The organism is Fortiea sp. LEGE XX443 (genome assembly GCF_015206815.1).
Lineage (GTDB): Bacteria > Cyanobacteriota > Cyanobacteriia > Cyanobacteriales > Nostocaceae > Nostoc_B.
Genome location: NZ_JADEXZ010000027.1, coordinates 55367 through 68084, shown reverse-complemented (window position 1 = coordinate 68084; position 12718 = coordinate 55367). Strand labels below are relative to the sequence as shown.

Annotated in this window: 11 protein-coding genes; 6 read left to right on the top strand and 5 right to left on the bottom strand. The window is 41.0% G+C overall.

The annotated features are described in order from the left end of the window. The 3 genes from IQ259_RS12625 to hetR form a co-directional block, all read left to right on the top strand. Nucleotides 1-510, top strand: a 510-nt coding sequence (locus IQ259_RS12625; protein ID WP_193885163.1) for an inorganic phosphate transporter, incomplete at its 5' end; no start/stop codon positions are given. A gap of 584 nt (nucleotides 511-1094) precedes the next feature. Then, nucleotides 1095-3302 carry an EamA family transporter gene (locus tag IQ259_RS12620; protein WP_193885161.1) on the top strand — a complete coding sequence of 736 codons (2208 nt, stop codon included), beginning with the start codon at nucleotides 1095-1097 and terminating at the stop codon, nucleotides 3300-3302. A gap of 1340 nt (nucleotides 3303-4642) precedes the next feature. Continuing rightward, nucleotides 4643-5545 (top strand): heterocyst differentiation master regulator HetR, encoded by a 903-nt coding sequence (gene hetR, locus IQ259_RS12615; RefSeq protein ID WP_193885159.1) that lies wholly within the window; start codon nucleotides 4643-4645, stop codon nucleotides 5543-5545. A 273-nt stretch (nucleotides 5546-5818) separates the two neighbouring features. On the opposite strand, the gene IQ259_RS12610 is transcribed toward hetR, so the two are convergent. After that, nucleotides 5819-6391 carry a hypothetical protein gene (locus tag IQ259_RS12610; RefSeq protein ID WP_339383877.1) on the bottom strand — a complete coding sequence of 191 codons (573 nt, stop codon included), beginning with the start codon at nucleotides 6389-6391 and terminating at the stop codon, nucleotides 5819-5821. 203 nt (nucleotides 6392-6594) lie between these two features. Here IQ259_RS12610 and rpsD point away from each other — a divergent pair, with 203 nt between their 5' ends. Further along, on the top strand, nucleotides 6595-7203 hold the full coding sequence (rpsD, locus tag IQ259_RS12605) for a 30S ribosomal protein S4 (RefSeq protein ID WP_193885156.1): 609 nt from the start codon (nucleotides 6595-6597) through the stop codon (nucleotides 7201-7203). Nucleotides 7204-7259: 56 nt separating this feature from the next. On the opposite strand, the gene moaA is transcribed toward rpsD, so the two are convergent. Beyond that, a complete protein-coding gene (moaA, locus tag IQ259_RS12600; RefSeq protein ID WP_193885153.1) occupies nucleotides 7260-8246 on the bottom strand; it encodes a GTP 3',8-cyclase MoaA in 987 nt (328 codons plus the stop codon). A 114-nt stretch (nucleotides 8247-8360) separates the two neighbouring features. Between moaA and IQ259_RS12595 the strand changes: the two genes are divergently transcribed. Together IQ259_RS12595 and IQ259_RS12590 are read left to right on the top strand one after the other, a co-directional pair. Continuing rightward, nucleotides 8361-8579 (top strand): hypothetical protein, encoded by a 219-nt coding sequence (locus IQ259_RS12595; RefSeq protein ID WP_193885151.1) that lies wholly within the window; start codon nucleotides 8361-8363, stop codon nucleotides 8577-8579. Beyond that, nucleotides 8576-8839 carry a type II toxin-antitoxin system RelE/ParE family toxin gene (locus tag IQ259_RS12590; RefSeq protein WP_193885149.1) on the top strand — a complete coding sequence of 88 codons (264 nt, stop codon included), beginning with the start codon at nucleotides 8576-8578 and terminating at the stop codon, nucleotides 8837-8839. The genes IQ259_RS12595 and IQ259_RS12590 overlap by 4 nt, the downstream gene beginning before the upstream one ends. 116 nt (nucleotides 8840-8955) lie before the next feature. Here the strand turns inward: IQ259_RS12590 and IQ259_RS12585 are convergent, their stop codons facing one another. From IQ259_RS12585 to IQ259_RS27160, 3 genes are all read right to left on the bottom strand, one after another. Beyond that, nucleotides 8956-9885 (bottom strand): serine protease, encoded by a 930-nt coding sequence (locus tag IQ259_RS12585; protein WP_193885147.1) that lies wholly within the window; start codon nucleotides 9883-9885, stop codon nucleotides 8956-8958. A gap of 120 nt (nucleotides 9886-10005) precedes the next feature. Further along, the gene (locus IQ259_RS12580) at nucleotides 10006-11781 is read right to left on the bottom strand and encodes a CHAT domain-containing protein (RefSeq protein ID WP_339383876.1); all 1776 of its coding nucleotides are present in this window, start codon (nucleotides 11779-11781) and stop codon (nucleotides 10006-10008) included. A 66-nt stretch (nucleotides 11782-11847) separates the two neighbouring features. After that, nucleotides 11848-12393: a tetratricopeptide repeat protein gene (locus tag IQ259_RS27160; RefSeq protein ID WP_228014507.1), complete on the bottom strand. Its 546-nt coding sequence runs from the start codon at nucleotides 12391-12393 to the stop codon at nucleotides 11848-11850. Nucleotides 12394-12718 lie beyond the last annotated feature (325 nt).

Genomic DNA, 12718 nt, shown 5'->3' with positions numbered 1-12718 from the left:
CCCATAGAAAGATTATTCGGACGATTCCAACTCCTCAGCGCTTGTTTTGTAGCTTTTGCACATGGTTCCAATGATGTGGGAAATGCGATCGCTCCCTTAGCGGCGATCGTTTATATCAACACTACTGGTAACGTACCTGCAAATGGCATTACTATCCCCTTGTGGATTCTTCTTGTGGGTGGTGCAGGTATCGTTACAGGTTTAGCCATTTGGGGTAAAAAAGTCATTGCTACCATCGGCGAAAACATCATTGCTTTGCAACCTAGTAGCGGGTTTTGTGCGGAACTTGCAACCGCCGCTACCATACTTTTAGCTTCCCGGTTAGGCTTACCTGTCTCCACTTCCCACGCCCTTGTTGGTGGTGTAGTTGGTATTGGTATGGTACAAAGCATAAATTCAATTAAATTCCAAACCCTGCAAGGTATTGCTGCTGCATGGCTAATTACAGTTCCTTTGAGTGCCGTTCTCAGTGCAGTTATTTTTAGTATTGCTCGGATTTTTTTGTACTAGCTAGAAGAGGAGATTGGGTATACAAAGGCTAAAAGTAAAAACTCAAAAGTCAAAAAATAGAATTTTTTGCCTTTTACTTTCTGACTTCCCATAGCCTACTATCTCTTAAAATTCCTGAAATTAGCTAAAATATTCCCTAGGAGCAATAATATTTGGAAATTCCAAAACACAACGATTTAGTCTTTAGGAGAAATATAAAATGTTACCAAAGTTACATTCTGCATTAATTTAAATCTAACTTTTACAAAGTTGGCATCTCTAATGATCAGAATGCACTTAATTGCAAGTATTTAAAAATTACTGTTGCTATCAAAATAACAAGTATTTATATTGGGTGATGTATTTTCCATCAAAAAAATCTCACTTTCAAAGGATGGAATTTTAAGACTGATACATGGCAAACAGTATGTGACCAAAAACCATATACTTTACCAAGCTGTGTTCAGCATGACAGAATTACTTTGATACGCGTAAATCTTGTTAAATTTTTTGGTTTATCTGACAAAATACTGAAAATTAGGATGAGCGCCAAGGAAATTTACGGGAAGCAGCTTTATCTTCAAGGTGTTAGAGGTTAGAAGCTAATGGGGCGATTTGAAAAACGACCAGACAACCCGCGAGTCAGAGGCGAACTATCTAGATCGGCAGAAACAGCACTCTGGGCTGTTGTGGAGGATTTAGAACATCTCCAACAAAATGTGCTTAAATCTTTACAAGAAGATATAAAGCGTCTACAAACAGAAAAAGAAAAACTCTACGATGACATTCAAAAGCTGCTGGAGGAAAAAGAACACTTACAACAAGTGCGACAAATAACTGAGCAGCAAGTGTTAATTCGTCAGTTGGCAGAAGTTTTAGCCAAGCATATATCTTCACAACTGCAATCATCACTCAAGAATTTAGCTAGTCAACTCAAGATGAGTGAGGCTGATGAACAAGCGGTACTAAAGTCAGCCGAAAGTAATGAGCAGATTAAACAAATGCTGGGTAGCTTGGATGACACTCTGACAATTACCTTTAACTCGCTGCAACAAGAACTGAAAAACTACCAAGGTAATCTTTCTCAGCAATTATCCCGGATGCAAAGCCAGCAGGAGCAGGGAGAAGTTATTGTTGAAGAATTAGTTAATCACCTGCGTGGGGAATTAACAAAAGCCATCAAAGAAACTACCCAAGTAACAAAACCATCACCACCGACGGTTTTGCAACCAAATGAACCAGCAGCGGAGAGTTCGTTAAAAGTATCACCACCAACAATTTTACAAGCGAGTGAGCGATCGCCAGAAAGTTCGTTAAAAATATCATCACCGACAGTTTTACAACCAAATGAGCGATCGTCGGCGACTCCCTTAGAAACTTACCCACTATTATCAGAAGTAACTAAAAGCCCTGCTGAAGACTTATCTAAAAACGAGACTACATCTTCTATACCAATATCACCCTCAGCCGTCATCATTCTACCAGTTAAGGAAAGTCCAACCCAGCCAATTTCTATCGCGCCCAAAGACTTTCCGCCGAAAGAAAAACCCCTGGAACCAAGTTCTTTACCTAAACAGGATGTTGCGGAAAGTGAAACACCATCCTCCGTCACCAAAGTTCAGGCGAGTCAACAAAATTCTGTACTGCGCGAAAATTTGCCAGAAAGTCAACCAAAATCTTCGTCTCATAATTACAGTGAGCCAGTTTCTGTTCTCAAACCGAATTTATCTGAAAGTGAAACTATATCTCCACCTTCATCAACTAAGTTAGGCAAATCCCAAGCTTTATCACCAATCCAAATTGGTTTTTTACTAATTGTCTTGTCTACTGTGGTGTCATCACTTTATAACGTAGCCGTCAAAATGATGTTCCACCAAGACTCTGCGGTTCTTGGTAGCTTGGCAATAGAACGCTTACTATCACCGACTTTGGGGAATATTTTATTAATTTTGTTGCTACGGTTGGCAGTAGTTGTACCACTAACTCTGCTGTTAGCGCCTATGATGCACCCCCAGGTTTGGCAAGATATTAAAAACTTGTTGGAATCATTACGCGGTAAGCCTTCAGCTACGAAGGTAAAAACCCAGAGGGTTTTGCAACTATCAATCGCCAGTGGATGCTTTTTGTTTTTATCTCAGGTGCTAGTTTACATGGCTATCGGTCAAGTGACTACAGGCATGGCGATCGCACTTTTCTTTATCTATCCCAGTATTAGCGGACTTTTGTCTTGGTTTTTATTCCGCGATCGGCCCAATGGATTGCGCTTTGCTGCAATTGGTTCTATTTTCTTGGGCGAATTGTTGGTTTTAGGCGGCGCTGCAAATGCTGGAATTAGCGATTTTTCCGTTGGGAGTGGTGCCGCAATTTTTGGTGGTGTAGCGTTTGCTTGCTATGTCATGCTCACACGAATCTGCGCTGCTAAACTGCATCCAGTGTCTTTTACTTTAATTAGTTTCACTACGATGTTTGTTTTGAGCTTTATTGGCTTGATGTTACCCTTACCAAGCAATTTGAGTTTAGCCATTGATAATTCTAAGTTGCTGGAGATTATTTTAAGTGCTTTTATTTTGGGTGTGCTGACACTTTTAAGCTACGTTCTCAACAATGTTGGTATTCGTAAACTCGGCGCATTGCGATCGGCAATCATCGGCGCAGGCGTACCAATTTTAACCGTAGTTTTTGCAGGTTTATTGATTCAGGAAACTTTAGAAGTTATTCAGATTTTAGGAGTCTTATTTGTAACTTTTGGTGCCGCAGCTTTCAGTTTTGAGAAAATGCGTAATCAGGTTAAATCTTCTAGCTCTGAAATTTAAATGAAACACAGCAGCCAACCAAATAGTAGTGAAAGTTAAAAATCTAATTCTTGTAACCTCTGATTTTTAACTTTTCAATTTTTTATATTTTCTTAAGAATTATACAAGACATTCTCATCATACCACCAGAGGGTTAAATAAGCTGTTGATTGCATTGCATACCAGACACCTGTATATTATAAAAATAACAAAGTATCAAATCTTTATAAACTACTTATTAGGGGTAAAACACTCAAGTATTTAGTACAAAGCAAAGAATAAATATTTTGATTATTCTAAGTTTTCTCTGTAAAAACTTATTGACATTTTTACTACCTCCATCATTTAGATACTTTGTAAATCAGTGACTTTGCAGTAACACTATGACTGAGATTGCCAGGATTCACTGATACATTAAAGAGAAAATTTTGGTAATTATTAAAATGTCATGATTTTATTATAATTGGAATTATATAAAGTATTTAAATATAGCTTTAAACTAGTATTAAGAATACGTTAATTTACATCAAATTGATAAAAAAAGTGACAAAATATAATATCATGAAGTAAGACAAAAGAAGGTATTTTTAGGATTGGAAAAATCTCACCTATTCAAGGATTAAGTTTTTCCGAAAGCTCCCTGAACTACCCAAACATTGTTAGAAGCTGTGAGCATGATGGTAGCCTACAACTATTGAACCTGTTAATTTTTTCAAGTTCAGTAGATGGTTGACTCCAAGATTACTCTCACTAACAGAGAATCAACGAGTAACCAAAATTCTCTCCACGCCCAAAGAAATTCATCAGCTAGTTACTGCTATTTCAGCAATTAAGGTGTGTAACCACAAGAGGAAGCAAGCAAATCTCCTATTGTTACTAGCAAAAGATGAAAAAAGTCTTGATCTGAAAGGTAATCTTTGTAGATTAAACTGGAAGGCTAGATGACTTTGTAGTTGGTAAAACTACCAGTAGAGAAAATGAACGGTTATTTCGGGTTCTGTCAGGAAAGGGTAACAATAGCAAAAAAAATGCTTTTTTTGAGCAGCAATTTGCTATAAGATGCGGAGCAATTAGCAGTCTCTACCACCAGTAACCTCATAACCACAACATCTTAAAAAGTCCCAATTAACAAAGAAGTCAAAATTCAGTATTCAGAATCAATTAGTAGAAGATGTAAATCTGTCGCTAATTTAGAGACTACCAAAGTAAAAATTTGATGTGCTTTCTACAGCATCCATACTGGATTCTAGCTACTGAAACCTGAATTCTTTCTTGGTAAAGACATCGCCTAAATTTGGGTGTATACTACTTACTTTACTTTGACTATAAATCTGTAAACGTGCTATTCAACTGTCTGTAATATGAGTAACGACATAGATCTGATCAAACGTCTTGGCCCTAGTGCGATGGATCAGATCATGCTTTATCTGGCTTTTAGTGCCATGCGGACGAGTGGGCATAGGCATGGGGCATTCTTAGATGCAGCAGCCACCGCAGCTAAGTGTGCAATTTATATGACCTATCTTGAACAGGGTCAAAACCTGAGAATGACTGGTCATTTGCACCACCTGGAGCCAAAAAGAGTAAAAATTATTGTAGAAGAAGTCAGACAAGCAGTAACAGAAGGCAAACTGCTGAAAATGCTGGGTTCTCAAGAACCACGCTATCTGATTCAACTGCCTTATGTTTGGATGGAAAAATATCCTTGGCAACCAGGCCGATCGCGGGTTCCAGGTACTAGTCTGACCAGTGAAGAAAAAAGACAAATTGAGCAGAAACTACCAAATAACTTACCTGACGCACAGTTAGTTAGCTCTTTTGAGTTTCTGGAACTGATTGAATTTCTGCACAAGCGATCGCAAGAAGTCCTCCCTCCTGAGCATCAAATGCCCTTGAGTGAAGCCTTAGCAGAACACATTAAGCGTCGTCTCCTCTACTCAGGTACGGTAACTAGAATAGATTCTCCTTGGGGAATGCCCTTCTATGCCCTTACCCGTCCTTTTTATGCCCCAGCAGACGATCAAGAACGTACTTACATCATGCTGGAAGATACGGCTCGGTATTTTCGGATGATGAAAAATTGGGCAGAAAAAAGACCAAACTCTATGCGTGCCTTAGAAGAACTTGATATTCCACCAGAAAAATGGGATCAAGCAATGGAAGAACTTGATGAAGTTATCCGCGCTTGGGCAGATAAGTATCACCAAAGTGGTGGTATTCCCATGATTTTACAGATGGTTTTTGGTAGAAAAGAAGACGAATAGACCTTCTGCTAGATTAAGAAGGTCATCGTAAAATTCAGCAACTGGTGAATCTCAAATCAAAATGTTTAGCCATATCGACGGGTAGGCTCCTGCTGCGAAAATCAGAGACTTAGCTGATTACTTGTCTCGAATAGCAGGATGCTTCCGTTGCCATCCGCTCTTAAAAGTTGGATGAGCAGTATTTTTTAGCTTTATATAAATAAACAGGGTTACCTTTAGTTAAAAGACCAGTCGCTATTGACAATTGAGCAACTAATGAGTAGCCAATAATGGTTATGGTAATGTCGGTGAAGTCGTAATCCCATTAGCTCTTTCACTAGCGTCGATACAAGTATCTAACGCCTGCATAGGTGTCAAAGAAATTTCTTTTCGCAAACCAACCACACACTGAGCAAAAGTCACAGGCAATAAACTGCGACTACAGTAATTTAAAACCGCTGGGTTAATTTCTTCTTTTGTATTGAGGCTGACACCTACAACACAGCCAGCTAATTCCCTAGGACGACGCGCCCTTGTACAGGAAGCAAGTGCATCTGTTGGGTCAATTTTTGTTCTCTGTTTAATTGTCGCTACACAAGCAGCTAGGTCTATAGGACGTATTGCTGTGGCACAACCTTGGGCTGCGGCTTGTGCTGTCACACCTGCTTTCAAAAGTTGGGCAGCACACACACGGTAATTATCATTATCATTAGAGAATAATGTCAGAGCCGGACTGGGAAGGATATTAACCCACAGTCCAGCCATAGCTAAAACTGGTGTAGTCCACCGAATTGTTTGAGTGTTGAGTATCCCAAAAATAGACCAGCCTTGAGGTTTTCTAGCTTTACTAACCTTTTGTGTTCCCATTGCCATTTTCCAAAGACTCTAAGTTATGCTAACTCAAATGTGCGACAACTCTGATTGAGATTCTGGATTCTGGCAAATGACTCCTGAATTATTATTTATAAATTTTTGATGATTAAATTTAGGACTTTTAGCATTTTTGATTTACAGATATTTATAATAGTATGTCTGAGTAAAGTTTAAACAGCATTAGATTAAGGAAACTCATGTCCCGATACAGAGGGCCACGCCTCAGAATTGCACGCCGCTTAGGCGAATTACCAGGATTAACTCGTAAAAGCGCAAGACGCGCCTATCCACCGGGTCAGCATGGTCAGAACCGCAAAAAGCGTTCTGAATATGCTATTCGTCTAGAAGAAAAGCAAAAGCTCCGTTTTAACTACGGTATAACTGAAAAGCAACTACTGCGCTATGTGCGTAAAGCCAGACGCATTACTGGTTCTACCGGACAAGTACTGTTGCAATTTCTAGAAATGCGCTTGGATAATACCGTTTTCCGCTTGGGTATGGCTCCCACAATTCCAGCAGCGCGTCAGCTGGTGAATCATAGCCACGTAACAGTAAACGGCCGTGTAGTAAATATTGCCAGCTACCAATGCCGTCCCGGTGAGGTAATTGCTGTTAGGGATAAAGCACAATCACGGAAGCTAGTAGAAACTAACTTGCAATATCCTGGTTTAGCTAACCTTCCCAGTCATCTGGAATTTGACAAAAATAAGCTAGTGGGTAAGGTTAACAGTGTCATTGAGCGCGAGTGGGTGGCTCTACAAGTTAACGAACTGCTGGTTGTGGAATACTATTCACGACAAGCCTAGAGAAAGTCTGAAGTATGAAGTATGAAATACCAAATTCATCCTTCAGACTTTTTTGTTTAGCCGCCAATTTGGGACATAGTGCGAGTGTATGTGCCAGTAGTGCCAGAATCGCGTCCTTTAAAGTTAATTTCTGGCTTAATTGCCAATAAGTGTCTGACTTGCTCTTGTAATTGACTAGTTTTAATACCAGTACGTAAAGCAGTTTTTAAATCAAGTTGGCCTGTTTCATTTAATAAACAGGGACGTAACCAACCATCAGCGCTCAAACGCATCCGGTTACAACGATCGCAAAAACATTCTGACATCTGACTAATAAATCCTAGTGTCCCCTTTGCTCCAGGAATTTGAAAAACATCAGCAGGACCGCTACCACGCACTTGAGATTCTGTCAATCCCCATTGTTCGCGGATTTGCTGACGTAAATCAGCAGAAGATATCCAACCGCGATCGCCAAATAATTGCGAATTGCCAATCGGCATAAATTCAATAAATCTGACATGCCATTGTTTGTCAATGGTGAGGGCGGCTAAGTCGAGAACTTCATGGTCATTAACACCGGGTATCACCACTACATTGAGCTTCAGAGGGTCAAATCCCACATTGTAGGCGGCTTGAATGCCATCCCAGACTTGTTGCCAGCGAGAACGGCCGCGATTACCAATAATTTGGTCAAAAATGTCGGGATCAAGGGAATCTAGGCTAATATTGATCCGGCGTAAACCTGCATCGTAAAGACTGTGGGCGATGGGAGCAAGTAAAAACCCATTGGTTGTCATCGACAAATCTTTAGTTGCAGGCAATGATGCGATCGCTTTTACCAACTCTACAACACCAGGACGCAACAAAGGCTCCCCCCCTGTTAAGCGAAACTGCGTAAAACCAACAGGAATAAACACCTCTTGAATTAGGGTGAGTAGTTCCGCGTCGGTGAGTAATTGTTGCTTGAGAGCATATTCTAGTTCTACACCTTCCGGCATACAGTATTGACAGCGGAAATTGCAGCGATCGATTAAACTAATGCGGAGATAGTCTACCTGGTTCATTTTAAAGTATTTATTTCTATTGTATTTTCCCCTAGAGGGTAGAAGAGGGAAGAAAGGCGATCGCTTCTAGCAAATGCCACAATATAGAGTAAATCGTCATGATCTATTAATCCTATGCAAGTCAAAGATTTGACTGTAGAAGAACTCAAGCTCATAATTCAGGAGACTGTTGCTGAAACACTCCAATCTCTACTAATTGACCCAGATGAAGGTAAACAAGTAAAACCAGAAGTCAAGCAGCAACTGCTTCAGTCCCTACAGCGCACCCAAGCAGGAGAACAAGGAATCACAGCTGAGGAAGTTGCTAAAAAATTGGGCTTGAACTGGGAATGAGTTACTCTGTTGAGTTTATAAAGGAAGCAACAACGAATTTAGAAGCACTCACCTCAACTATTCAACAACGAATTTTGCGTAAAATTCATTGGTTATCTAAAAATTTCGATGATGTAAGTCCTCAAACTCTTAGTGCTGATCTCAGTGGTTTTTTCAAACTCAGAGTGGGTGACTATCGAATTCTTTACTCATTTGAGACAGAAATGCAGATAATTACAATTCACAAAGTTGGAATCGCCAAGATATTTATAGTTAAATAGGCTTTTCTCAACTAAGCATTAACGAAGTGTGAGGTGCATCATCTAAAAACTTATGACACACCCAACTATCAGATGAAGATGTTATCCGTCTGTTATGTCTCAAGCAACCTGATAACTTATTTTTTGCCAAACAACCGATCCAAAAAAGATATCTTCACGGCCAAGTTAATCACGCCTTGTCCAGTTTTTTCATCTAAAATTTCTGCATTATTTAAAGCCACAATATAAGGCTCACCTTCAATAGAAGCGACAATCGGGCCACCAGAGGAACCACCCGCAGTGTCGCAATCATGTAATAAGATATTTGAGCGATCGTCAACAATACTGCAACCAGCTTGAAAACCTGCTGTCCATCCCTGACCTGCTGTTAAACCCCAAAATTTTTCTGTATCTGCTTGGGGATAATCACCAGAATAACCCACGAAAAAGAATCTTTTCTCATTGCGAATTAAAGTAGAAGAAGGCAGAGACTTCCAGCCCAGATAACCATATTTACGACCAAGAGGTTTATCTATTTTCACAACTGCCCAATCCTTAGCCGCAGCATTTTTATCTTTAAAATTAGTGCCAGCGAGATACTGCACAGCATTAGCTCTATCTTTATATTTACCATCAACCACATTTGGCAGAAAAACAACTCGGCTTGCAACTTTACCAGTTTTTGGGTCAATTACACAGTGAGCATTAGTTAAAACAATATCCTCATCAATCAAAGTTCCCGTACAAGTGTAAGTTTGGGAATTTGATTGTTCACCAACAATGCGACCAACCGTTGACCACGGATAGTTACTACTTAACATCGGCAGACGGTCATCTCGGCCTATCGTCCCCCGTGTCCCTTTTTTAATAGGTTTATTTGATTGCTCCAATTCTTCTGGCTTAAATGGTTTGCCATTATTTTGTAATTGTAATTGACTCGCTTCCTTCAGTGCGGGGGCTGCCGTTGGCTCAGGTTGTTTTTGCGTCTGTGCTTCCACAGATACCCAAATCCCCAAACTCATAACACCAACAAAACCAGAGATAAATAGGATAGATTTGTTATTCATGAAATAAAACTCCTTTATTTGTGAACACTAATACCATTTCTCAATGAGAATCAGCTTAAAAAATCTTCTACTTTGCGTTACTTTGCGCCAACCTCCGCGTTTCTCTGCGTTTAACCCTCCTCACTGCCACTCACCCTGAATCGTAAACGCCGCCCAATAATAGGGATAACGCCAATCTTTGTTTTGTAACATCGCTATTTGCGCCGCACGTAAAGCCGCATTTGGCGACTTCTTCCCCTCCAATATTTGCTTGTAAAATTCCTTCATCAGTTCAGGTGTTGCTGCATCATTCACCTGCCATAACGACAACGCCACACTAGCCGAACCCGCATACATTAAACCCCGTGTCAATCCTACTAATCCCTCACCTTTGACATCCTTACCTAAACCAGTTTCACAGGCACTCAACACCACCAATTCCGCAGGTAAATCAAGGTTGAAAATATCACCAAGCCGCAGATAACCACGAGTAGATTGACCTTGCTTGTTTACCAAAGACAGCACAATTCCCGATAATTCTGGGTTTGTCGGATCAGCAAAGCCATGAGTAGCAAAATGAACGTAGCGATATTGTGACAGTTGTTTATTTGTTACCCAGTCATAGTTAGCATCAAAATTAAAGGCAGACAAGCTACTTGCAGGTGGTACTAGCGGCAAAATCGCCTCAGCTTCTTTCTGCGTACCAGGAAGCGCATCCCACTCGCTGCGGTTGAGACTTCGTGCTGCTCGTTTTAAGGCAGACTGTTCCAATTGATCGCGTGTGTCTAAGTTTGGTGTAACGCCTTCTGGTTTGCCTGTCACCCTTGTATCATTGGGTTTGAAGACGGGGTTAGCAAGAATGGCTAGGGTTTTGGGCGCGGGTTGACGTTGACGAAGTTTTTGCCTATGGGTAGCGATCGCCGTCATCGAGGGCAAATTGACAATTTCATGCTGTAGAATGAGAGGCTGGTAATCTTTTTGATTCGTGGCGGGAGTGTTTGGTGCAACTAAGGCGGCGAAGGGGATATCTTGCAATGCGCCATCAGCAACAATGACTAAGCGTTTGTCACCTAACTTATCAGCCACGGGTGCGAGAATGATTTGACTTAGTTGGGTTGCAGCTTGGAAAAATTCGGCTTTTTGGGCAGGAGAACGTTCTTGACAGTTAACGTTTGGTTTTTGGCAGATGAGTAACGGTTTTTGATATTTTTCTACGGCTTGGCCTATCTTGTCGCGTCCTGGTAGTTCGTAACTGTGGAGAGAATTGGGTGTAACAGCCCAGAGATAACTGCGTTCTTCACCTACGGAGTATTGCAATAGCAGTGTGTCTTTATCAAGTTGTTGCTGAATTTGCGGCAAGGTGAGGGGTTGGGGATATTTCAACGCCGCATACTCTGGGTTAGTCGCCCGAATTTTATTTGTGAGTTCTCGCTGTTGGTTGAGTATGTCTTCGATTTCTTTTTTGGTAGCAGCGATGATTTCTGTTGATGGTTGCTGTTGACTGGCAAGTTGTGATAGTTGTTTTTCTTTGGCTTCCCGTAACAGTTGCAGACGTTGTTCTGCGGCTGCTAAATCGGGTGTAATATTTTTGCGAATATCAATGTTGGCTTCAGTTAATAGTTCTATCAAACTCCTAGCACGGGAGCGTTCGCTGATATGTAATGCTTGTGCGGCGTAACCTTTAGATGGTTCTTTTTTGTGCAACTGCATTAGCAAGTCGATGTAAAACTGATAATAGTCTTGTACGGTGGCGAAGTAGGAAGTACGCAATTCTTGGTCGTCAATTTTGGTGCGTAATTCTTCGATGATTTTGACAGCTGCTTCGATTTGGGTGAGTGCGGCTTGCAAGTTGCCTTTGTCTCGTTCTACGTAAGCGACGTTGTAGAGTGTGTTTGCTTCCCCGGAGCGATCGCCCACTGCACGTCTGAGGGGCAGAGCTTGGTTGTAAAATGACAGTGCTTTCTCCTTTTCTCCTAAAGCGTCTTAGACTTTACCAATGTTATTGAGAGTGGTAGCTTCCCCGGAGCGATCGCCCACTGCACGTCTGAGGGGCAGAGCTTGGTTGTAAAATGACAGTGCTTTCTCCTTTTCTCCTAAAGCGTCGTAGACTGTACCAATATTATTGAGAGTGGTAGCTTCCCCGGAGCGATCGCCCACCGCACGATATAGAGGCAGAGCTTGGTTGTAAGATGACAGAGCTTGCTGCTTTTCTCCTAATGCGTTGTAGACTGTACCAGTTCCTAATAGAGTCAAAGCTTCGTTAGATTTATCACCTAGTTTCTGCCACAGGGGTAAAGCAATTTGAAATTTGGCAAGTGCTTGTCGTAAGCTTTCGGCTGTACCTTGCTGATATAACTCTAATCCTTCATTAAATGCTTGTTGTGCTGCGGCGCGGGTTGCGTCTGCTTGGGTTGGTTGTTGTGCTATCTTTAACCCTTGAGTTTTTGATGTTGCGCTGACTGTATCAGATAGCAGCAGCGAACTCAGCAATAATGGCAAAAAAAGGGAGTGGGGAAGAGGATTTTTCATGATTTGGTTAGCTTAAAGCACTGCCTGATACTTATGATGGGCTACGAGATCCTGGACTTCTTCAAGTCGGGGATCTGAACAACCAATGTATTAACCTGTGGCTATAACGGATAAATAAAGGTGATTATTTATTTGTCAACAGAGATATTGCGGAACTTTTATTGTTATCTTACTAATTTCCGGGAATATTGCTGTTGCTGTTGCATTTTTTGCAACAATATTTTTTTACTAACCGCAGAGGCGCAGAGAGCGCAGAGTTAGAGATTAAGAGAGTTGGTCTATCGATAGTGACAAAGCGACTATATAACTCATACCAATTCTCTAA

Coding starts and splice junctions, on each gene's coding strand:
- IQ259_RS12620 (WP_193885161.1), top strand. CDS start 1,095: ATGGGGCGATTTGAAAAACGACCAGACAACCCGCGAGTCAGAGGCGAA.
- hetR (WP_193885159.1), top strand. CDS start 4,643: ATGAGTAACGACATAGATCTGATCAAACGTCTTGGCCCTAGTGCGATG.
- IQ259_RS12610 (WP_339383877.1), bottom strand. CDS start 6,391: ATGGGAACACAAAAGGTTAGTAAAGCTAGAAAACCTCAAGGCTGGTCT.
- rpsD (WP_193885156.1), top strand. CDS start 6,595: ATGTCCCGATACAGAGGGCCACGCCTCAGAATTGCACGCCGCTTAGGC.
- moaA (WP_193885153.1), bottom strand. CDS start 8,246: ATGAACCAGGTAGACTATCTCCGCATTAGTTTAATCGATCGCTGCAAT.
- IQ259_RS12595 (WP_193885151.1), top strand. CDS start 8,361: ATGCAAGTCAAAGATTTGACTGTAGAAGAACTCAAGCTCATAATTCAG.
- IQ259_RS12590 (WP_193885149.1), top strand. CDS start 8,576: ATGAGTTACTCTGTTGAGTTTATAAAGGAAGCAACAACGAATTTAGAA.
- IQ259_RS12585 (WP_193885147.1), bottom strand. CDS start 9,885: ATGAATAACAAATCTATCCTATTTATCTCTGGTTTTGTTGGTGTTATG.
- IQ259_RS27160 (WP_228014507.1), bottom strand. CDS start 12,393: ATGAAAAATCCTCTTCCCCACTCCCTTTTTTTGCCATTATTGCTGAGT.